Origin of the sequence: Streptococcus ictaluri 707-05, from assembly GCF_000188015.2 — a bacterium.
GTDB classification, from domain to species: domain Bacteria; phylum Bacillota; class Bacilli; order Lactobacillales; family Streptococcaceae; genus Streptococcus; species Streptococcus ictaluri.
Genome location: NZ_AEUX02000005.1, coordinates 107,039 through 127,330 on the forward strand (window position 1 = coordinate 107,039; position 20,292 = coordinate 127,330).

The window sequence follows — 20,292 nt, forward strand, 5'->3', positions numbered from 1 at the left end:
CCTTATGATAATCACGTTACTCAAGTATTTGACTTACTTGAGAAGTATAAAGGAGATACCTATGAAATTAGCGATACTTGGAACAGGAATGATTGTGGAGGATGTCTTGCCTGTCTTGAAAGAGATTGATGGCATTGACTTGGTATCCATCGTATCGACGCCTAGGAGCATTGACAAGGCTGAAGCCTTGGCTGAGGCTTTTGGGATTGATCAGGCTAGCAGTAGTTATGAAGAGGTGCTTGACCAGGAAGCTATTGACACGGTTTACATTGCTACCCCTAATCACCTGCACTATGAAGGGGCTAAAAAAGCGTTGGAATCCGGGAAACATGTTATTTGTGAAAAGCCATTTACCATGACCTTGGCTGAGTTGGATGACTTGATTGCCCTTGCTGAGAAAAAAGGACTCATGCTTTTAGAAGCCATCACCAACCAATACTTAGGCAATAGCCTCTATCTCAAAGAACATCTGGCTGATCTAGGTGACATCAAAATTGTGGATTGTAATTACTCCCAATATTCGTCACGCTATGATGCCTTTAAAGAGGGCAAAATTGCGCCAGCTTTTGATCCTGCTAAAGGCGGAGGCGCTCTTAGGGATTTGAATATCTACAATATCCACTTGGTGGTTGGTTTGTTTGGACAACCTGAAAAGGTTCATTATTTGCCAAATGTGGAAAACGGTGTGGACACTTCAGGCATTCTGATGATGGACTACCCAGATTTCAAAGTCTCTTGTATCGGAGCTAAAGATTGTAGCGAAGCTATTCGCTCGACTATTCAAGGCAATAAGGGAACCCTAACCATTTTTGGTGGAACCAATACCCTACCAGAAGTAGCTTTAGCTATTCGAGGACAAGAAGAAGTTGTGGTGAACCACAACCAACACAGTCACCGCATGTATGAGGAATTCATTGCCTTCAAAGATATTATTGATGGAGCGGATACAGCAGCTAGCGCCAAAGCGCTTGAGCATAGCAGAGAGGTTATGGCTGTCTTAGAAGAAGCTGCTAAAGCACTTTAACCTTATCCTATTAAAAAGAAGCTGGTGACAGATGACTGTCATCAGCTTTTTGCTTGTCGCTTTTTTGAGGAGTTTGTCGGATAAGCTTACCAGTCGCTTCTGCAAAATCAAGCCATTTATGCTATAATGGAATAGCATTTTATAGAATACGAAATCATTAGAGGAAATTGTTTATGACAAATTACGCTATTATTTTAGCAGCGGGTAAAGGAACTCGCATGAAATCAGATTTACCAAAAGTCTTACATCAAGTCTCAGGACTTAGCATGGTTGAGCATGTCTTTCGCAGTGTGCAAGCTATTGCCCCAGAAAAAAAAGTTACTGTGATTGGGCATAAGGCAGAGATGGTTGAAGCGGTTTTAGCTGAGCGTTCAGACTTTGTCCTCCAAAATGAACAACTCGGAACAGGTCATGCGGTCATGATGGCAGAAGACTGTCTGGCTGGTTTAGAAGGTCATACTCTTGTGATTGCAGGAGATACCCCTTTAATCACAGGAGAAAGCCTTGAGAGCTTGATTGACTTTCATATTAATCATAAAAATGTGGCAACTATTTTAACGGCTACAGCTGAAAATCCTTTTGGTTATGGCCGTATTATCCGCAATACCCACGGTGAAGTGGTTAAGATTGTGGAAGAAAAAGATGCCAATGATTTTGAAAAGCAAATCACTGAAATCAATACTGGAACTTATGTCTTTGACAACAAACGCCTGTTTGAAGCCCTTAAAAGCATCACTACAGATAATGCTCAAGGCGAGTACTACCTGACCGATGTCATCTCTATTTTTAGGGAAAATAAAGAAAAGGTGGGTGCTTACATTCTCAAAGACTTTAACGAAAGTCTAGGGGTTAATGACCGCTTAGCCTTAGCCACAGCAGAAGGTATTATGCGTCAGCGCATCACTCAAAAACATATGCTTAATGGGGTCACCTTCCAAAATCCTGAAGCGACTTATATTGACAGTGATGTGACTATTGCCCCAGATGTGACTATTGAAGCCAATGTTACTCTTAAAGGTCATACCAAGATTGGTTCACAAACCATCTTAACCAATGGCGCTTACATTGTGGACTCAGAGATTGGCCAAGGCGCTGTTATTACCAATTCCATGATTGAGTCTTCAGTGATTGGTGATGGGGTGACAGTAGGTCCTTACGCCCACCTTCGTCCAGGTTCAAGCTTAGCCCAAGACGTTCACATTGGGAATTTCGTAGAAGTTAAAGGCTCACGTATCGGAAAAGGCAGTAAAGCAGGTCATTTGACTTATATCGGCAATGCGGAAATTGGTGCCGAAGTCAATGTAGGAGCAGGAACCATTACCGTCAACTATGATGGGCAAAACAAATACAAAACCATCGTTGGTGATCATGCCTTCATTGGAAGCAATTCTACTTTAATTGCGCCACTTGAAATTGGAGACAGTGCCTTAACGGCAGCAGGCTCCACCATTTCCAAATCAGTACCCGCAGACGGTATTGGAATTGGACGAAGTCGACAAGTCACTAAAGAAGACTATGCCAAACGTTTACCGCATCACCCAAGCAAGAATCACTAAGCCTATTGAAATGGTCTAGACAAGGAGGACAGGTATGGATTTTGAAGAAAAAACACTGAAGCGAGAGCTAATTTTTGACGGTCATATCATCAAGGTAGTGGTGGATGATGTCCAGTTACCAAATGACCTAGGGCAAGCCAAAAGAGAACTGGTTTTTCATAATGGAGCCGTGGCTGTTTTGGCTGTCACACCCCAAGATAAGATTGTCCTAGTCAAGCAATTTCGAAAAGCTATTGAAGACGTTTCTTATGAGATTCCAGCTGGCAAACTCGAACAAGGGGAAGCTAAAGAAAAAAAAGAAGCAGCAGCGCGTGAGCTGGAGGAAGAAACAGGCTACCAAGGCGACTTGGAAGAGCTTTATGACTTTTACACCTCTATTGGCTTTTGTAATGAAAAGATTACCCTCTTTTTAGCCAATAACCTAATAAAAGTAGAAACTCCAAGACCACAAGATGAAGACGAAGTCATCAGTCTCTTGGAGTTGACCTATAAGGAGTGTATGGACTTGGTCGCTCAAGGAAAGATTGTGGATGCTAAAACCATTACTGCCCTCCAATATTACGGCCTCCACCTAGGAGGTGACCGTTAAATGGGAAGACCCTTACTAACAGATGATATTATCGAAAAAGCCAAGCAGGGCCAAGACTTTGAAGCAGATGATTATGCCGATATGGAAACCAAGATTATTCATTTAGAGGATGACTCTGACCGTATTTACAAGAGCCGTCGTATCGAAAATGCCAAGCGCAGTCAATTTCAATCACGACTCAATCTCATCCTTATTGCTGTCTTTATCTTGATTGCTTTCTTGATTTACGCTGTTTTTAATCTCTAACAAAAGGAAGAACGATGAAAATTGGAATTATTGCCGCAATGGAAGAAGAGTTACTTCTTCTAGTAGAGGCCTTAGAAAACAGACAAGACCATGAGGTCTTAGCAAATACTTATCATACTGGCCGTTTAGGTCAGCATGAACTGATTTTGGTTCAGTCAGGAATCGGTAAAGTCATGTCAGCCATGACAGTAGCTATTTTAGTGGATCACTTCCAAGCAGATGCCATTATCAATACCGGATCTGCTGGGGCTCTAGCACCTGGATTGGCTATTGGAGATGTTGTGGTTGCTGATCGCTTAGCCTACCATGATGTGGATGTGACCGCTTTTGGCTATGCCTATGGCCAAATGGCTAGACAGCCCCTTTATTTCCAAGCCGATCCTGATTTTGTGGCTACTTTTCAAAAGGTTTTGGCTCAAGAAAAGACGAATAGCCAGATAGGATTGATAGCGACTGGAGACAGCTTTATCACGGGTCAGGAGAAGACAGATGCTATCAAGGCAGCCTTTCCAGATGTCTTGGCGGTGGAAATGGAAGGCGCAGCTATTGCTCAAGCCGCGCAAGCAGCTGGCAAATCCTTTATCGTGGTCAGAGCTATGAGTGATACCGCAGCTCATGATGCCAACATTACCTTTGACGAATTTATTCTAGAAGCAGGCAAACAATCTGCCAAGACCCTAATGGTCTTTTTGAAGGCTTTACCTCAGTAAGAGTCAACAACTCTATTATGAAAACCCCTAGGATTTTTCCTAGGGGTTTTTGTTTTGTAGCCTAAATAGCAGTGACATAAAGTTGCTTGGCGATATTTTCAGGGATAATTAATTCTTTGTCCCCGTAACTAATAGTATAAGTCTTAGCGAAGCTATCAATTTTGGTTAATGCTAGCTCTGTATTTATACTAAGGTGATGGGCTTCTAAATATTGAATCAAATCAAACTGGTCATGGACACGACTGAGGCGATACTTGCCTAGCTCTGTAATTGTATTGAGCGTGGTTTGGTTGATCTCCACCAATGGTTGATCCTGCCTAGGAATAGTACCACCGTGCGGACAAAAAGTAGGAAAACCGAGGGTTTCATCCAAGCGGTTGATAAAGGTATCAGAAACCGTATGTTCCAAGACTTCGGCTTCTTGGTGCACTTCTTGAGCGTTATAACCCAGTTCATTGATTAAAAAGACTTCAATCAGGCGGTGTTTGCGGTAGAGATTGGCAACCAATACCAAGCCTTTTTCAGTCAAATAATAGCCGCGAGCCTTTTCTTTAACAATCCAGCCCTGTGAAATCATTTTTTTGATCATTTCTGAAACGGCAGGAGCAGACACTTGCATGCGTTCTGCTACCATCTTGTTTGAAATCTTGCTGCCCTGCTCTCCAATTTCATAGATACATTTTAAATAATCTTCTTTATTAGGCGTCATTAGTGTAAGTCTTTCTCTTATTTATAATCATTATTATATATTATCGCAAGTTGTCAAGTCAAGTGCAACCAGTTCATAGATAACTAGAGTTCCAGATGTTAAGCTGTTCGGGATAGCTTAACATCTGGAATTTTGAGGATTGATATTGAAGAAGTCGTCTTGGGCGCTCATTGATGGCAGTAATATAATTGTCAAGTTCTTCAGAGGTTAGTGGATTAAGTGAGACTCCTTTAGGGACATATTCTCTGAGGAGGCCATTGAAGTTCTCGTTTTTTCCTCTCTCATGTGAAGAATAGGGATGTGCAAAATAAACTTCAACAGCTTCTAAGTTTGAGAGTAAACTAAACTCAGAACCATTATCCGCTGTGATGGATGCAATAGGATACTGACTGATGAGATGCGTGACAGCACGGTTAATGGTTTGGGACTGCTTGTCTTCTAGCTTAACTCCTAGTGCATAGCGTGTCTGGCGCTCTACCAAAGTCAACATAACAGCTTCACCTTTGGTTTTCTTGCCGAGAACCAAATCAATCTCCTAATGCCCAAATTCAGAACGATCATTAATATATTCTGGACGTTCTTCGATAGATTTACCTAAAGTCTTCTTATTCGTCTTCATGACTTTCTTAGAACGTTTTCTGATACTAACCATCTTAGGCAAATCGATTGGTTTAATAGCTAATACCCCCTCTTTGATATAACGATAAATCGTTTTGGTAGAGGGGACGACTTCTTCAGGATGGTTCACTTTGTAAGTCTGAACAAAACTATCCACACTATGGAGACGAATGTTAGCCGTCAAGGCAGATTCTAATTGTTCAATGAACCTAGCGGAGCAGTCATTCAACTTGAGATAAGAACTCTTTTGACGATTGGTTTCATAGACACGTTGCCCACTATCAGCGAAATAGGCGTTGAAGAAGGTTTGTTTTCCATTCTTATCCTTTACCTGTTCTACTGAACCACGTTTTATTTCTCGGCAGATTGTAGAACGGTGACGACCCAAGAGTCGAGCAATCTCAGCGGGTTTCTTTCCCATTTTAAGATAAGCAGCAATTTCACCCCGTTCTGTGGCTGAAAGATGAGAATAGGATGATTTTCTGGTAGAATTAATGTTGGACATGTTCATCTGCTTTCCATACTGAATTGGGGAATTCTAGTATATCAGACGAACATGTCTTTTTTGTTGCACTTCATTTTACAACGCGGGTATTATATATTATAACAAATAAATAGGAAAAAATCTTGACAAAAAACTGAAAAAAAGATATCCTTATACCATAATTAACTATACTTAATTAAATACATAACATATCTTAAGGAGATAAGTGATGAGAAAGAAACTAAGCCTGATTCTTGGGGCTATTTTATCAGTCTTTCTTTTAGTAGCTTGTGGCAATGCTGGCGACAAGAGTGCTAAAAGTGACAAACTCAAAGTAGTGGTAACCAATTCGATTATTGCTGACATGACTAAAAACATTGCTGGTGACAAGATTGATCTGCACAGCATCGTACCCATTGGCAAAGACCCACATGAGTATGAGCCACTACCAGAAGATGTTGAAAAAACCAGTTCAGCTGATTTGATTTTCTATAACGGTATTAACCTAGAAGACGGTGGTCAAGCTTGGTTCACCAAACTGGTTAAAAATGCTAAAAAGCAAAAAAACAAAGATTACTTTGCGGTATCAGACGGGATTGATGTCATTTACCTAGAAGGTGAAAGCGAAAAAGGTAAGGAAGACCCACATGCTTGGTTGAACCTTGAAAATGGTATCATCTACTCAAAAAATATCGCCAAACAATTGATTGCTAAAGATCCTAAGAATAAGGACACTTACGAGAAAAACTTAAAAACCTACGTGGCTAAATTGGAAAGCTTAGATAAAGAAGCAAAATCAAAATTTGATGCCATCGATGATGCTAAAAAACTCATCGTAACCAGTGAAGGTTGCTTCAAGTACTTCTCAAAAGCTTATCAAGTCCCTTCAGCATACATCTGGGAAATCAACACAGAAGAAGAAGGAACACCAGATCAAATTTCATCATTGATTGAAAAACTCAAAGTGACAAGACCATCTGCTCTCTTTGTAGAGTCTAGTGTGGACAAACGTCCTATGAAATCTGTCGCAAAAGACAGTGGTATCCCAATCTACGCTGAAATCTTCACCGATTCAGTCGCTAAAAAAGGTGAAGATGGTGATAGCTACTATGCCATGATGAAATGGAATCTTGACAAAATTTCAGAAGGCCTAGCCAAATAAGATAAGATCAAAGCACATCAACTTTTTAGTGCTGTGCTTTCTTTTGTTTGTTATCAGGAGGGAAATGTGATTATAACCAAAAACCTGTCGGTCACTTACGACGGCAGCCAAAAAGCATTGGATAATATTAATATCCAAATTCAAGGACCAGCGATTGTAGGCATTATCGGTCCAAATGGAGCAGGAAAATCAACTTTTATGAAAGCCATCTTAAATCTGATTGATTATAGCGGTCAAGTGACCGTGGATGACAAAGAGGGTCGCAAGCTCGGACACACCGTAGCCTATGTGGAGCAGCGAAGCATGATTGACTTTAACTTTCCGATCACGGTCAAAGAGTGTATCGCTCTTGGAACTTACACCAAGTTAGGGCTTTTTCGTCCCGTTGGCAAAAAAGAAATGGCTAAAGTCGATAAACACTTAAAAGAGGTAGGACTAGAAGGTTACGGAGACCGTCCTATCAAGTCTCTATCTGGAGGTCAGTTCCAGCGCATGCTAGTAGCTAGATGCTTGATTCAAGAATCAGACTATATCTTTTTAGATGAGCCCTTTGTGGGCATTGACTCAGTCAGTGAAAAGATTATCGTTGACTTGCTAAAAGGGCTCAAAGAAGCTGGCAAAACTATCTTAATTGTCCATCATGACCTCAGTAAGGTAGAATATTACTTTGATAAGCTTCTGGTCTTAAATAAAGAACTCATTGCCTATGGTACCGTAGGTGAAACCTTTAATGTCGAAACCCTCTCTAAAGCTTATGGTCAAAACCTCATCTTAGGAAAGGAGGCTCGCTAATGTTTTTAAAATTTTTCCATAGCCTCATGACCTATCACTTCTTGCAAAATGCTCTAGTGACAGCTATTGTCATCGGTTTTGTCTCAGGAGCGGTTGGCTGTTTTATCATCTTGCGCTCCATGTCGCTGATGGGAGATGCTATCTCACATGCGGTCTTGCCTGGGGTTGCTCTTTCCTTTATTTTAGGCATTAACTTCTTTGTGGGGGCTATTGTCTTTGGGCTCTTGGCCTCTGTTATCATCACCTACATCAAGGAAAACTCGGTCATCAAAGGGGACACCGCCATAGGTATCACCTTTAGCTCCTTTCTAGCCTTAGGGGTCATTCTGATTGGAGTGGCCAATAGTTCCACAGACCTCTTTCATATCCTTTTTGGGAATATTTTAGCGGTGCAAGACAGCGACAAGTGGATTACCATCGTGGTTTCTATCCTTGTCCTAGCGGTCATCGTTCTCTTCTTTAAGGAATTGTTAATCACCTCCTTTGACCCTATTTTAGCTAAATCCATGGGCATGAATGTCAATGCTTATCATTATCTCTTGATGATTCTATTGACCCTAGTATCCGTGACGGCTATGCAAAGTGTGGGGACTATTCTCATTGTGGCCATGCTGATTACACCAGCTGCCACGGCTTACCTTTATGCCAACAGCCTAAAGACCATGCTTTTGATTTCCTCTTGCTTAGGGGCTGGGACGTCCATTTTGGGTCTTTATATCGCTTATACCTTTAATATCGCGGCAGGATCAAGCATCGTTTTGATCTCAGCTATCCTCTTTTTAATCAGCTTTTTTATCTCACCCAAGCAAGGTTACCTCAAGAAAAAGAAGCTCAAAGACTAAAACCACGTCCTTAGAAACTCAAAAAAATCCACCATCAGGTGGGTTTTTTTATTTTTAAAAGAAAAATGTGAGAAGCTTAAAATAAAATTTCAAAAAAGTTTCAACTTATTTTCTTTGCATGACTATACATCTCTCATTTATCTTAATAAAATGAAAATGCTAAAAAGACAAAAGAAGGCGGATTTAAGCGAATAAATAGCTGTATATACTTAACCAATTAACATAAATAATCCAATTTTTTAATCATTTGCTTAAAAATATTAAAATAAAAGTGTTGACAAGATTATTTTTTAACTTAAAATGAACTTCGTTGTCTTAATTTTAGGGCAGAAAAATTAAAATAAAAGTGAGAGAGAAAATGAATAAGAAGTTTTTAAAATCATTAGCCATCTTAGGATTGGCCAGCACAGCATTAGGAGTCGCACAGCCAGTAGGAGCGGTGGTGAAAGATTATAAGAGAGCTGTTGAAGAATATGATAATATCTTAAAAAATCCAGAAAATGGTAAAGCCCCTATGATGGGCTTGCAACGAGCTGAAGAATTAGCACCGAATATTATTAAAAAACTTGATCTTATGCGTTATTTAATTACTAAAGAAGAATTTATAGATTTTGAATATAGTGCAATTACGGAGAAGCTAGAAAATATTGTGGCAGGTATTGATACATTTTTAAATACAAGAAAATTAAGTATAATAGAAGAGAATGAAATAAAGAGAATAAGAGAAGAAGATAGAATCGAAAAAACATATATTTATAAATTGTCTAAAATAACTTTAAATCAATACAATAAAATGAGAGAGTTGTTAGATATACAGTTGAGAGAGACTGCAAAAGAAATTATAAATGTTCAGTCTAAAAATAATAATCTTATATCATATCCGGTTTATTCCGAGATAGTAAACAATGACATTAGTGAATTTAAATCAATAATAACAAATGGTTACTATGATATGTTTTATACTGATTATCTACGTTTTTATTTATCACCAGTAAGAAATGAAATTAATTCAAAAAGTACGGAAACAAAGAAAAAATACTTTGATAAAATAAAAGAAATTGTAAAAATATCTGATGAGATAAAGAAAATTATATCTGATGGAGAGAATGAAAAAAGCGAGGAGCTCTCTCTTAAATTTAATATGATTTTAGATCAGAATAAAAAAAGTACAGATGTTTCCCCGTATGAAGTTTCTGATGTAAAAGAATCTGTAATTGATAATGTTTATTTTATTGAAAACTGTTTAATTTTTGCTGAAGAAATTCCTAATTTAAAGATTGCCGAGGAAAAACTAAAGAATTTACAATATATTCTTAATGAGTATAAAGATATTCCAAATGATGATAGAAGTATTTATGAAGATCAAATTAAGGTAGAGGAAGAGAGAAATCGAATAAATCAAGCTAGAAACATTTCAAAAAAAATCTAGAATGGAAATATAAACAAAAAAGTAAGAAAGAACTTCATTCTAAATCGAAAGAATTTTTGAAAGTAAGTAATATGATAAAATCTAACGCTTGGAGAAGATTAAACCAGAAAGATATTTCTCAGTTCCCAACTAAGGAGTTATTGATTGAAGATATAACTCCTTCGAAAAAATTACCAGTTTTAATCACGCAATCTATTAAGATGAAGCCTTTCTTTTCATCTCAATCGGAAGTACTTACTATTGGAGATAGAAAGATATTACGTGGAGTAGTTACTTCACCGTTACCTAGCATTAGCGGCTCCAATAATTTGCCATCACTGGGTGGTACCAATATTACTCCTTTAACTGGTTTAGAAGGTGGTAGTTCAATGCTGCTTGCTCGCTCTTCTAACTCAACTTCTGTTTCAGCACCAAATAGTACTTTGAGTGGGAGAGGTGTTGCTAACTTAACAGGGATTTCAGGTGAGTCAGATCTTATCGAAGTTACTTACAACACTAGCTCAAACGAAGAAAAGACAGTTTCTCAAGAAAATAGCGTTGAGACTTCAGCTCCACAAGCACAACCAAGTCAATCAGAAGTAAAAGCTACTGAGCTTAAAGTAATTGATAACAAATTTGATTCTTACTACAAACACGAGGCTGATCGTGTTATGGTTGAGTTTTCAGAGATGAGAAATAGCCTACATTTCTATGATTGGGATACTCGAGTGGAAGAGTTGAAGCAAAAAGGTCAAGAAACCTATAGAGAATTAGAAGCTGGCTTAGGTAACGTTAAGGAAATGAGTCAACAAGCCTTGATTAATGCTACTGACTACCTAAATGTTTTGCGTACTAATCTTGAAAAACGTAAGGAAGAGCTTGGTCGTCAAGAGATTAACAAGTTGAACGATGCTATTAGTGACTTTAACACAGCTTACAACAAGTTATATGGCTTTGCGGATGAGTCACGTTATGCTCAATATGAAGAAGCAAGCTCACAAGGTCATGCGATTACACAATACTTAGATAGACAATTATCAGAAGGAACTGTTGATTACACAAATGTTTTTGCAGCTCTTAACTTGAAAACTGAGCTAGCACGTTTGGAAGGTTTTACAAAGACTTTAACAGACCTTGCGCAAGTTAATAACTAGTAAGGGCTCATTCTAATAATCCCCTTATTAGGATTGACACAATAACTATTCCCTATAAAGACAAAAAAAGAAGTGCGGTTGCCATTAACCGTACTTCTTTTGATGTTTTTATTTAACAACCTCGATATGCTTGATGGTAATCTCTTCTTGAGGTTTGTCATTAGCGCCTACTGGGCTTTGGGCGATGGTATCCACCACATCCATGCCATCGATGACTTGTCCAAAGACGGTATAGCCACCATCTAGGCTTGGGTTTCCGCCATGCTCATAGGCTGAGATGATAGGTTTGGGATAGTTTTTAGCTGCTAGATTTTTGTTTTGCTTGTTTTTGTTTTGATTGATAAAGAACTGACTACCATTGGTGTCTGCACCAGCATTAGCCATAGCAAGGGCTCCTCTGATATTATAAAGGAATGGCGAGATTTCATTCGCAAAGCCTCTGCCTGAATCTTTCTTGGCATCCTTATCTTTCCAGATAGACTGTCCACCGGTTCCATCACCATTAGGGTCACCAGCCTGAATCATAAACTCATTGATGACACGGTGAAAACTAAGATTGTCATAGTAGCCTTCCTTAGCGTGGGTGACAAAGTTTTCAACGGCAAGTGGCGCATACTTAGGAAAGAGCTTGAGGGTAATAGCCCCCTTACTAGTGGTCATAATGACCTTAGTTTCGTCCTTGCCCACCTCTTTGTTTAGCTGTGGAAACTGGCTAGCATCTGCCTTAAGCGCCTTTTTAATATCATCTTCGTAGGCTTTTGAAGCGGCTTCGCTTTCTTTTTGAGCGATTTGCTGATCGACATACTTGTCTCCTTTAATGGCACGGTCGATGCTTTCACAAGCACTCAAAGTCAAAAAACTAATAGCAAGCAAACTAAGTGATATGATTTTTTTCATGTTGACTCCTTGAATCTCTTTTCTTTATTTTATCATAAGATGAGATGAAAAATAAAGTTTTCAGATAGTTATAGGATAGAAAAAATAGCTAACTTTAGTCTATCCTCCTTAAAAGCCATGCTAACACAGATTCCTTAAGCTTCCCTAAACTGAAGACAGAAGCTTATCCTAGCTATCATTCTAAGTAAAAAATGATATAATATTGCTATGATTAAAAGAAGACAAGGTAAAAAACGTGCGCCTAAGAAGCGCTTAACAAAGGTAGAAATAGAAAAGCAGCGAGCGATTAAGCGGATGATAGTGTCGCTTTTATTAGCGCTTTTGCTTATTTTTGCTATGATTCGTTTGGGTATTTTTGGCATCACAGCTTATAATGTGGTGCGTTTTATGGTAGGGAGCTTGGCTTATCCCTTTATGGTGGCTATTCTCATTTACCTCTTTTGTTTCAAGTGGTTACGTCAAAAAGATGGTCTCATTGCCGGTTTTATCACCCTCTTTTTGGGACTTTTGATTGAGTGGCATGCTTATTTATTTTCAGCGCCGCAAATGGCTTCTAAGGAAATCTTCACCGGTACAGATCGTCTGATTACCAGAGATTTATTAGCCTTTAAGGTAGACCAGTTTGTTGGTGGGGGCATGTTTGGGGCTCTCCTTTATAAGCCAGTCGCCTTTTTGTTCTCAAATGTCGGTTCTTATTTTATTGGCTTTTTATTCATCCTGTTGGGGCTCTTTTTAATGACGCCTTGGGATGTCTACGATGTCAGTCATTTCGTCAAGAATCTGGGAGACAAGTTAGCGCAATCTTATCAGATTAATAAAGAAAAGCGCTTCTTGGCACGAGAAGAGCGTCGTTTGCAGGAGGAGCAGGAGCGCCTAGAAGCTCAAGCCTTGGCGGAGCAAGAAGCCCTTTCGAAGCTACAGGTTGACCCAGAGACAGGCGAGATTTTAGAGGACGAGGTTCAAGCATTGCCTTCTAGTGCTATTCCTATGGCAGCAGAGCCTGAGATTATCGCTTACCAGTCTCACCCACAATTAGAAGACGAATTTGATGCTTTTTTAGATAGTCAAGAGATGCCTATACCTTCTTACCCTGATGAAGCGCCTCTCTTGCCTGAAAATCAAGTTCTTGAGATGGAAATGGCAGCTGATGAAGACTTAGATGAGCCTGTTGAGGTGGACTTTAGTCCCAAGACCCACTTGCTTTATAAGTTGCCGACCATTGATTTGTTTGCGGCAGATAAGCCTAAAAATCAATCCAAAGAGAAGAACTTGGTGCGCAAAAACATTAAGGTCTTAGAAGACACCTTTAAGAGCTTTGGGATTGATGTCAAGGTGGAGCGTGCTGAGATTGGTCCGTCAGTCACTAAGTATGAAATTAAGCCAGCAGTGGGGGTTCGTGTTAATCGGATTTCCAACTTGGCAGATGATTTGGCCTTGGCTTTGGCTGCTAAGGATGTCCGCATTGAGGCACCTATTCCTGGTAAGTCTCTAGTGGGGATTGAAGTGCCAAACTCAGAAATTGCGACCGTTTCTTTCCGAGAATTGTGGGAACAATCCAATACTTCAGAGGACAAGCTGCTAGAAGTACCGCTTGGTAAAGCAGTTAATGGTAGTGCCCGTAGCTTTGACTTGACCCGTATGCCACACTTGCTAGTGGCAGGTTCTACGGGTTCAGGTAAATCCGTAGCGGTCAATGGGATTATTTCAAGTATCTTGATGAAGGCGAGACCTGATCAGGTTAAGTTTTTGATGGTTGACCCTAAGATGGTAGAGCTTTCGGTTTATAATGATATTCCTCATCTCTTGATTCCAGTGGTGACAAATCCTCGTAAGGCAAGTAAGGCTCTTCAAAAAGTGGTGGATGAGATGGAAAACCGCTACGAACTCTTTAGTAAGGTTGGCGTTCGTAATATTGCAGGCTACAATGCCAAGGTAGAAGATTACAATAGTCAGACTGAGCAAAAACAAGTGCCTTTGCCATTGATTGTGGTGATTGTGGATGAGTTGGCGGACCTTATGATGGTGGCCAGCAAAGAAGTGGAAGATGCCATCATTCGCTTGGGACAAAAAGCGCGTGCGGCTGGTATTCACATGATTCTTGCCACTCAGAGACCTTCTGTTGATGTCATTTCAGGATTGATTAAGGCAAACGTACCTTCTCGAATCGCCTTTGCGGTCTCATCAGGGACAGACAGCCGTACTATCTTAGATGAAAACGGTGCTGAAAAGCTATTAGGACGAGGGGACATGCTCTTTAAACCGATTGATGAGAACCACCCTGTCCGCTTGCAAGGTTCCTTTATCTCAGATGATGATGTGGAACGCATTGTAAGCTTCATTAAGGATCAAGCTGAGGCAGAATACGATGACAACTTTGATCCAGGTGAGGTCAGCGAGTCGGATAATGGCTCTTTTGGAAGCTCTGGTGCCGCTGAAGGAGACCCTCTTTTTGAGGAAGCTAAGGCCTTAGTCTTAGAAACACAAAAAGCTTCAGCCTCTATGATTCAAAGGCGTCTATCAGTTGGTTTCAACCGAGCTACTCGTCTCATGGATGAGTTAGAAGAAGCTGGTGTGATTGGACCAGCCGAAGGCACAAAACCACGCAAAGTCTTACAAACCAATGCTAATTAAAAGTACTTTTTTAAAACAAAAACTACCTAAGCCTAGTGGCTCAGGTAGTTTTTGTTTTAAGGCATGATAAAGATAAAAGCGACTAGAATCAAGTAGAAAAAGCTGGTCACTAGAAAGCCAATTCGCCAGAATAATTTGTAAAAGCGAGCATAGTGAAAGCTTTCTGTGCGAAAAATCAGTAATAAGGTGATAACGATGGCAAGTAGTGACATGATAATCAGATAGTATGGGAGCAGATTATGGGTAAAAAATTTTCCTGAGACAAGGATAATCTCAAGAGCAAAAAGTGGTAGTGATAGATCGGGAAATTTGATGCCTTTTTTACCAAGCCTAAAGAGGGACACCATGATACTGGCAAAAAGAGGTGTCAAAAGAATAAAGGCTGCGGCGGTTAATTTGTATATAGTCATAGGTCTATTTTATACCCAAAAAGCTGACTTGTAAACTGATACTTGTCAGCTAGTCTTTTCTCTTTGTTGGAAGGGGGGGATTTTAGAAGCTTACAAAAAAGTCTTAACAAGTGAAAGCGAATTCAATAAAATAGAGTTACTTAAACGTTTAAGTTAGCTAGATATAGCTAATTGTAGTCGTCCACCCATAGGAAATGAAGGTCATTTTCTATCTCTTTTAAAAAAAGAAAGTCTGAGAGTTATCATGAAAAAAATCCCATCTCTTTTGCTTGCAGGAGCTCTTTGTTTTAGTTTTAACAGCTTGTTCAAGCTCAAATGACGCTAAAAAGTCTGAAGACAGTCAAAAGACCAGTCAAAATCAGATGAAAGTTACTTTCTATGACGCTGATGGAAAAACGGTTTTGAAGACTAAAGAAGTGGCTTCTTTGAAAGGGATTCAAGATTATCAGCCTAAAAAATCTGGTAAACACTTTGAAGGTTGGTACTTGAAACCTGATTTATCACGTAAGTTAATGTCAAAAGCTGAGTTGCGCCCAGATATGTCACTTTTTGCTGGTTTTTCTGAAGCCAAGGAAGACACCCGTGATTTTGTGATTGTCGGAAATGGCTCAAGTGATTTGTTAAAAGCCTCTAACTGGGGTGGCAATGTGACAGAAGCACACCAATTCAAAAAAGAATGGGACGGCAAGGTCAATACTTACACCTTAACGGCTAAACTAGCGAAAGATGATGAATTCCAGTTTGCCAAAAATGGTAAATGGGAGCATCAACGTGGCTTTGGTTACCTAGCAAGTGGTGATAAAGACGGTGAAACTTACTTGAGTAATTCTAGCGGACTTGGAGATGTCTCTCTTAAACAAGCTAATATTAAAGTTGCTAAAGCAGGGACTTACCGCTTTACCCTAATCACTCATCCGGCTGATGACCAATACGATACAAATTTGACAGCATAACTTGGGAATACCAAGGGGAATAAGCATAGCTAGTTAGTTTGGACAGCAAAAAAAGCTTGAGCAGAGCTTCAAGCTAAGGGTTAGACAAGAATGTTATGGCTACAAGCTGTTTCACGTTTGGTTGCCAAGTCAATGGCCTGAAACAGCTTTTGAAATTTCTCATCAGAGCTATTTGGCAAGTACAATTGGTTAGCCCGACTAGGCAAGATACTATTAATGGTATTGTCGATGATAAGAACATTGCCTTTTGAGACGGCTTCAAGATCTGCTAATTTTTCAACCCAAAGAATATCGTCGAAGACCTTTGATAGGCTTTGGACGATTTCTTGGTTTTGAATAGGCAGACTAACCAGCTGAAAAGGCTGGTCTAAGAAATGCTCTTTAGCCTTTAGATAAAGCCCTTCATGGTAACTATTGACCTGGAAAAAGAGGGGATCATCGATAATGCTATCAATGGCAATCAATGGCACAAAGTTACTGTTACCTATTTTATAAAACTCATCTTTATTAACCTCTAAGGTGACGATGACATCTGTCACATCATACTTGCCGATGTATTCTTGACTAAGGCAAATCAGATGATAATTCTTAGTATAAAGAAAAGCAGACAAGTGATTGATAAAGTGGAGTTGCTCAGCCTTTTTGAGGAAAGAGGGATGCTCTTTGTAATATAAAGCTACCATTTGTCTCTTTTGAGTGACCAATGATTTGGCGGCTTGATTGGGTCTATAATTCAAAAGGTTAATCATTTGTAAGACCTTATTACGTGTTTCGGGGCTTATCTTTTGGTCTTCTCTGTTATTAATAATATAGGAGACGGTGGCAACAGATACCCCTGCTTCACGAGCCACATCTTTGATGGTAACTTTCTTATTCATAGCAATGTTATATAAAAAAACAGTAAAAGTCAACAACCAGTTAAAAAGGAGTAGAAAAAGACATGAATGAAGCAGGAATGCTGCAGATTCCAGATTCCAGATATTGCTTTGCGACAGATCGCAATGACTTGGTCATTCACTTACGCATTGCCAAAGAAGACAAAGACGCTAAAGTCTTTCTGGTCTATGGGGACAAATTTGAATACCATGATAAGCAGTCTGAAAAAGAAATTGAGATTGCCTACCAAGATAAGACTTATGTCTATTATGAAGTCAAGCAGCATGTGACGGATCGCCGTTTTGCCTATATTTTTCGATTTGAGGTAGAGGGCAGAAGCTATTATTTCAGTGAAGATGGATTAACAGAAAGCTATGATTTTCCAAATAGTTTTTACAATTTTTTCCAGATGCCTTACATCAATGAGGTTGATATTCACCGTCCTATCCCTTGGTTGAAAGATGCGGTTTTTTATCAGATTTTTGTGGATCGTTTTGCCCAGGGAGATTTTGACAAAGACCAGTCCTATATTGACATGGCCTGGGGAGACAAACCGACACCGAGTCATTTCGCAGGTGGTGATTTGAAAGGTATCATCCAAAAACTCGATTACCTCTCAGACTTAGGAATCAAGGCCATCTACCTAACTCCTATTTTCTTGTCACCAACTAATAACAAGTATGATATTATTGATTATTATCGGGTTGACCCACAATTTGGAAGTCTTGAGGATTTAAAAACCTTAGTAACCAAGGCTCATCAAATGGGTATCAGAGTGATTTTAGATGCGGTTTTCAATCATTGCAGTGTGCTCGCTCCTCAATTTCAAGATGTTCTTGATAAGGGCAGAGAGTCAGTCTTTTATGATTGGTTTATGATTGAAGGGGATTACCCTAATCCAGACTTGCTCAATTATGAGACCTTTGCCTCTTGTCACTATATGCCAAAATGGAACACTTCAAATCCTAAGGTTCAAGACTTCTTAATTTCAGTGGGACTTTATTGGATAAAAGAGGCAGATATCGACGGTTGGCGATTGGATGTCTCAGATGAAGTTTCACATCAATTTTGGCGTGACTTTAGACGAGCTGTTAAGGCCACCAAAGAAGACTGCGTGCTGATTGGTGAGAATTGGCATGATGCTTACCCTTACCTAGCTGGTGACCAGTATGATAGCATCATGAATTATGCCTTTACCAAGGTGTGTTTGGACACTTTTGCTTTTAATCGTTTCTCAGCCGAAAATTTGTCTCATCAATTGAATAATATTTTGATGCGTAATACCGATGCCGTCAATCGGATGAATTTGAACCTTTTGGATTCTCATGACACGCATCGTATTTTTACCCAAGTTGGCAAATCAACTGAGAAACTATTGGCTGCCCTTGCCTTGGCTATGGTTTTTCCTGGTGTTCCTTGTCTTTATTACGGTACGGAACTAGCCATGGAGGGAGGCTATGACCCTGATTCGAGAAGAACCTTTAATTGGCAAAAAGAGGAGTGGAATATGGCCGTCCTTGAGCAGACCAAGGCGCTCATTAGACTAAAAGAATTAGCTGTGATTCAAGAGGGTGATATTCGCATCACTTATGATAAGGATCTTTTAAGAGTTAGCCGACTTGGAAAAGTGCAAAGACTCGACTTGCTTCTTAACTTGGGACAAAACCCACTTGGCATTGAGGTTAAAGATCAAGTAATCATGGCCAATGGCTTAGATCTTCAAAAGCAAGTCTTAGCCCCATTTGGATTTATCATTATAACAAAGGAGAAGACGCATGATTAACAAAAAAGCATCCCTAACAGGATTTATCTGTTTAAGTCTACTTAGCTTAAGTGCTTGTCAATCATCAAACCAATCTGAAAAAAATGCTGCAAAGGGAGACATCTTCACAGGAAAGCTTGAGAAGAAGGTTACCATTAAAGTTTTGGAAAATGATACTGCAATTTCCAAAGGTTATTTTAAAGAAATTATCACAGCATTTAATAACAAGTATGCTAAAGACGGTATTAAAGCTGTAGATGCCAATACAGATCAATTTGTTGATTTAGCAAAAGATGGTCCTTATGGTTATGGACCGGATGTTATTTATCAAGCTAATGACATCATTATGAAATATGCGGCAGATAAACACATTTACCCTTTACCAGTTGATCGCTTGGGCGCTTATAAAGAGACCTCAAAAGAAGCGTGGACAGCCTTCACCTTGAAAAAGGATGGCAAAAAATACATTTGCGGGATGCCTGTCAATGTGCAGATGCCTCTCATCTATTACCGCAAAGACTTGCTTCCAGCTGATTGGAAGAGCCAGTGGGATAAGAATAACAATGATCAGCCGGATATGTTAGAGAATTGGTCAGATATGTTAGCCTTTTCTCGTCAACGCCATCAAGAAAATCCTTCACAATATGGTTATATGCAATCCATCTATGATTCTTACTTTTCAAATGGCTTCTTGCTATCTTATGGGGCTTATATTTTTGGTAACCATAATACAGATACCAAAGATATTGGCCTATCAAAAGGACAGGCAGAAAAAGGGGCTCATGTTTTGCAACAGTTAGCTAGTGCTATGAATGAAGAAAGTATCAATGATACGATCCAAACCAGTGCTTATAGCAAGATCGGAAACGGCACTTATTTTGCAACCATGTCAACACCAGACGTCTATTCTACTTTCCTAGGTGAAATGACTCAAGATTACATGGCAAAAGGAAAATCCGAGGCTGAAGCGAAGACGCTAGCTAAGGAAAATCTAGGTTTAGCAAGCATTCCAAAATTGCCTAAGTCTGGTGATTTAGAAGATGGTAGTCAAGACTTGATTCCAACCAAGACCATGGGTGGTATTAGTGGATACGCCGTGAGTGCTTACACTAAGGCTCCTAATGCTAGTCTTGCCTTCATTGAATTTGCAACTAATTACCAAAATATTAAAAAACGTCATCAGCTCCTAGGGATTGTTCCGACACGAGTTGATTTGGTTAAAGAAATTGGTGGCTCAACAAAAGATGTGTACCTAAATCTGGAACAAAAAAACATTGTCCTTATGCCATCAAATGGGGCTGCTAGCCAAATTTGGACGCCAACACAAACTTACTTTGCTGACATCACCAAAGATGTCTTTAGACCAGAATCTGAAAAGAAATATCCTGATAACAAAGCTCTAAAAGAAGGCTTGAAAAAGGTAGACCAACAGATTCATGATGCCATTCATACCTTGGAATAGGAGAAAG

General features: G+C 39.5%; 17 protein-coding genes and 3 pseudogenes. 15 read left to right on the forward strand and 5 right to left on the reverse strand.

From position 1 onward, the window contains the following. Positions 1-61 precede the first annotated feature (61 nt). The 5 genes from STRIC_RS03785 to STRIC_RS03805 all read left to right on the forward strand — a co-directional run bounded on the left by STRIC_RS03785 (position 62) and on the right by STRIC_RS03805 (position 4,125). Positions 62-1,024, forward strand: coding sequence for a Gfo/Idh/MocA family protein (locus STRIC_RS03785; RefSeq protein ID WP_008088587.1), 963 nt, complete (start codon positions 62-64; stop codon positions 1,022-1,024). 173 nt (positions 1,025-1,197) lie between these two features. Next, positions 1,198-2,580: a bifunctional UDP-N-acetylglucosamine diphosphorylase/glucosamine-1-phosphate N-acetyltransferase GlmU gene (gene glmU, locus STRIC_RS03790; protein WP_008088501.1), complete on the forward strand. Its 1,383-nt coding sequence runs from the start codon at positions 1,198-1,200 to the stop codon at positions 2,578-2,580. Between the two features lie 34 nt (positions 2,581-2,614). Continuing rightward, positions 2,615-3,169, forward strand: a complete 555-nt coding sequence (locus tag STRIC_RS03795; protein ID WP_008088187.1) for an NUDIX hydrolase — start codon at positions 2,615-2,617, stop codon at positions 3,167-3,169. Next, the gene (gene macP, locus STRIC_RS03800) at positions 3,170-3,415 is read left to right on the forward strand and encodes a cell wall synthase accessory phosphoprotein MacP (protein ID WP_008088349.1); all 246 of its coding nucleotides are present in this window, start codon (positions 3,170-3,172) and stop codon (positions 3,413-3,415) included. Positions 3,416-3,429: 14 nt separating this feature from the next. Further along, positions 3,430-4,125, forward strand: a complete 696-nt coding sequence (locus STRIC_RS03805) for a 5'-methylthioadenosine/adenosylhomocysteine nucleosidase (protein WP_008088608.1) — start codon at positions 3,430-3,432, stop codon at positions 4,123-4,125. A gap of 61 nt (positions 4,126-4,186) precedes the next feature. On the opposite strand, the gene STRIC_RS03810 is transcribed toward STRIC_RS03805, so the two are convergent. After that, positions 4,187-4,834 carry a metal-dependent transcriptional regulator gene (locus STRIC_RS03810; protein WP_008088126.1) on the reverse strand — a complete coding sequence of 216 codons (648 nt, stop codon included), beginning with the start codon at positions 4,832-4,834 and terminating at the stop codon, positions 4,187-4,189. Between the two features lie 98 nt (positions 4,835-4,932). Beyond that, positions 4,933-5,957: pseudogene (locus tag STRIC_RS03815) on the reverse strand (IS30 family transposase). Positions 5,958-6,165: 208 nt separating this feature from the next. Between STRIC_RS03815 and STRIC_RS03820 the strand changes: the two are divergent. The 5 genes from STRIC_RS03820 (at position 6,166) to STRIC_RS03840 (ending at position 11,294) form a co-directional block, all read left to right on the forward strand. Continuing rightward, positions 6,166-7,098, forward strand: coding sequence for a metal ABC transporter substrate-binding protein (locus STRIC_RS03820; protein WP_008088054.1), 933 nt, complete (start codon positions 6,166-6,168; stop codon positions 7,096-7,098). A 66-nt stretch (positions 7,099-7,164) separates the two neighbouring features. Continuing rightward, entirely contained in the window at positions 7,165-7,890 is a 726-nt protein-coding gene (locus STRIC_RS03825; RefSeq protein ID WP_008088243.1) for a metal ABC transporter ATP-binding protein, read from the forward strand. Beyond that, on the forward strand, positions 7,890-8,732 hold the full coding sequence (locus tag STRIC_RS03830) for a metal ABC transporter permease (protein ID WP_008088371.1): 843 nt from the start codon (positions 7,890-7,892) through the stop codon (positions 8,730-8,732). Before STRIC_RS03825 ends, STRIC_RS03830 begins: the two co-directional genes overlap by 1 nt. 346 nt (positions 8,733-9,078) lie before the next feature. Continuing rightward, on the forward strand, positions 9,079-10,161 hold the full coding sequence (locus STRIC_RS03835; protein ID WP_162097583.1) for a hypothetical protein: 1,083 nt from the start codon (positions 9,079-9,081) through the stop codon (positions 10,159-10,161). Positions 10,162-10,232: 71 nt separating this feature from the next. Next, positions 10,233-11,294: a hypothetical protein gene (locus STRIC_RS03840; protein ID WP_040831938.1), complete on the forward strand. Its 1,062-nt coding sequence runs from the start codon at positions 10,233-10,235 to the stop codon at positions 11,292-11,294. A gap of 108 nt (positions 11,295-11,402) precedes the next feature. On the opposite strand, the gene STRIC_RS03845 is transcribed toward STRIC_RS03840, so the two are convergent. Then, positions 11,403-12,191, reverse strand: a complete 789-nt coding sequence (locus tag STRIC_RS03845) for a peptidylprolyl isomerase (RefSeq protein ID WP_008088533.1) — start codon at positions 12,189-12,191, stop codon at positions 11,403-11,405. Positions 12,192-12,398: 207 nt separating this feature from the next. Here STRIC_RS03845 and STRIC_RS13035 point away from each other — a divergent pair. Beyond that, positions 12,399-13,227 (forward strand): annotated as a pseudogene (locus tag STRIC_RS13035) (cell division protein FtsK); the annotation flags it as partial. Positions 13,228-13,337: 110 nt separating this feature from the next. Further along, positions 13,338-14,822, forward strand: a pseudogene (locus STRIC_RS13040) (DNA translocase FtsK); the annotation flags it as partial. A 56-nt stretch (positions 14,823-14,878) separates the two neighbouring features. On the opposite strand, the gene STRIC_RS03855 reads toward STRIC_RS13040, so the two are convergent. Further along, a complete protein-coding gene (locus STRIC_RS03855) occupies positions 14,879-15,232 on the reverse strand; it encodes a DUF3397 domain-containing protein (protein WP_008088272.1) in 354 nt (117 codons plus the stop codon). A 362-nt stretch (positions 15,233-15,594) separates the two neighbouring features. Between STRIC_RS03855 and STRIC_RS03860 the strand changes: the two genes are divergently transcribed. Further along, a complete protein-coding gene (locus STRIC_RS03860) occupies positions 15,595-16,185 on the forward strand; it encodes a cadherin repeat domain-containing protein (protein WP_234944190.1) in 591 nt (196 codons plus the stop codon). Between the two features lie 80 nt (positions 16,186-16,265). Here STRIC_RS03860 and STRIC_RS03865 read toward each other — a convergent pair whose 3' ends face one another. Next, on the reverse strand, positions 16,266-17,063 hold the full coding sequence (locus STRIC_RS03865; protein WP_008088262.1) for a LacI family DNA-binding transcriptional regulator: 798 nt from the start codon (positions 17,061-17,063) through the stop codon (positions 16,266-16,268). A gap of 62 nt (positions 17,064-17,125) precedes the next feature. Between STRIC_RS03865 and STRIC_RS03870 the strand changes: the two genes are divergently transcribed. Together STRIC_RS03870 and STRIC_RS03875 are read left to right on the forward strand one after the other, a co-directional pair. Further along, positions 17,126-18,844 carry a glycoside hydrolase family 13 protein gene (locus STRIC_RS03870; RefSeq protein WP_008088241.1) on the forward strand — a complete coding sequence of 573 codons (1,719 nt, stop codon included), beginning with the start codon at positions 17,126-17,128 and terminating at the stop codon, positions 18,842-18,844. Beyond that, entirely contained in the window at positions 18,837-20,285 is a 1,449-nt protein-coding gene (locus STRIC_RS03875; protein WP_008088113.1) for a sugar ABC transporter substrate-binding protein, read from the forward strand. Before STRIC_RS03870 ends, STRIC_RS03875 begins: the two co-directional genes overlap by 8 nt. The last annotated feature ends 7 nt before the right edge of the window (positions 20,286-20,292 follow it).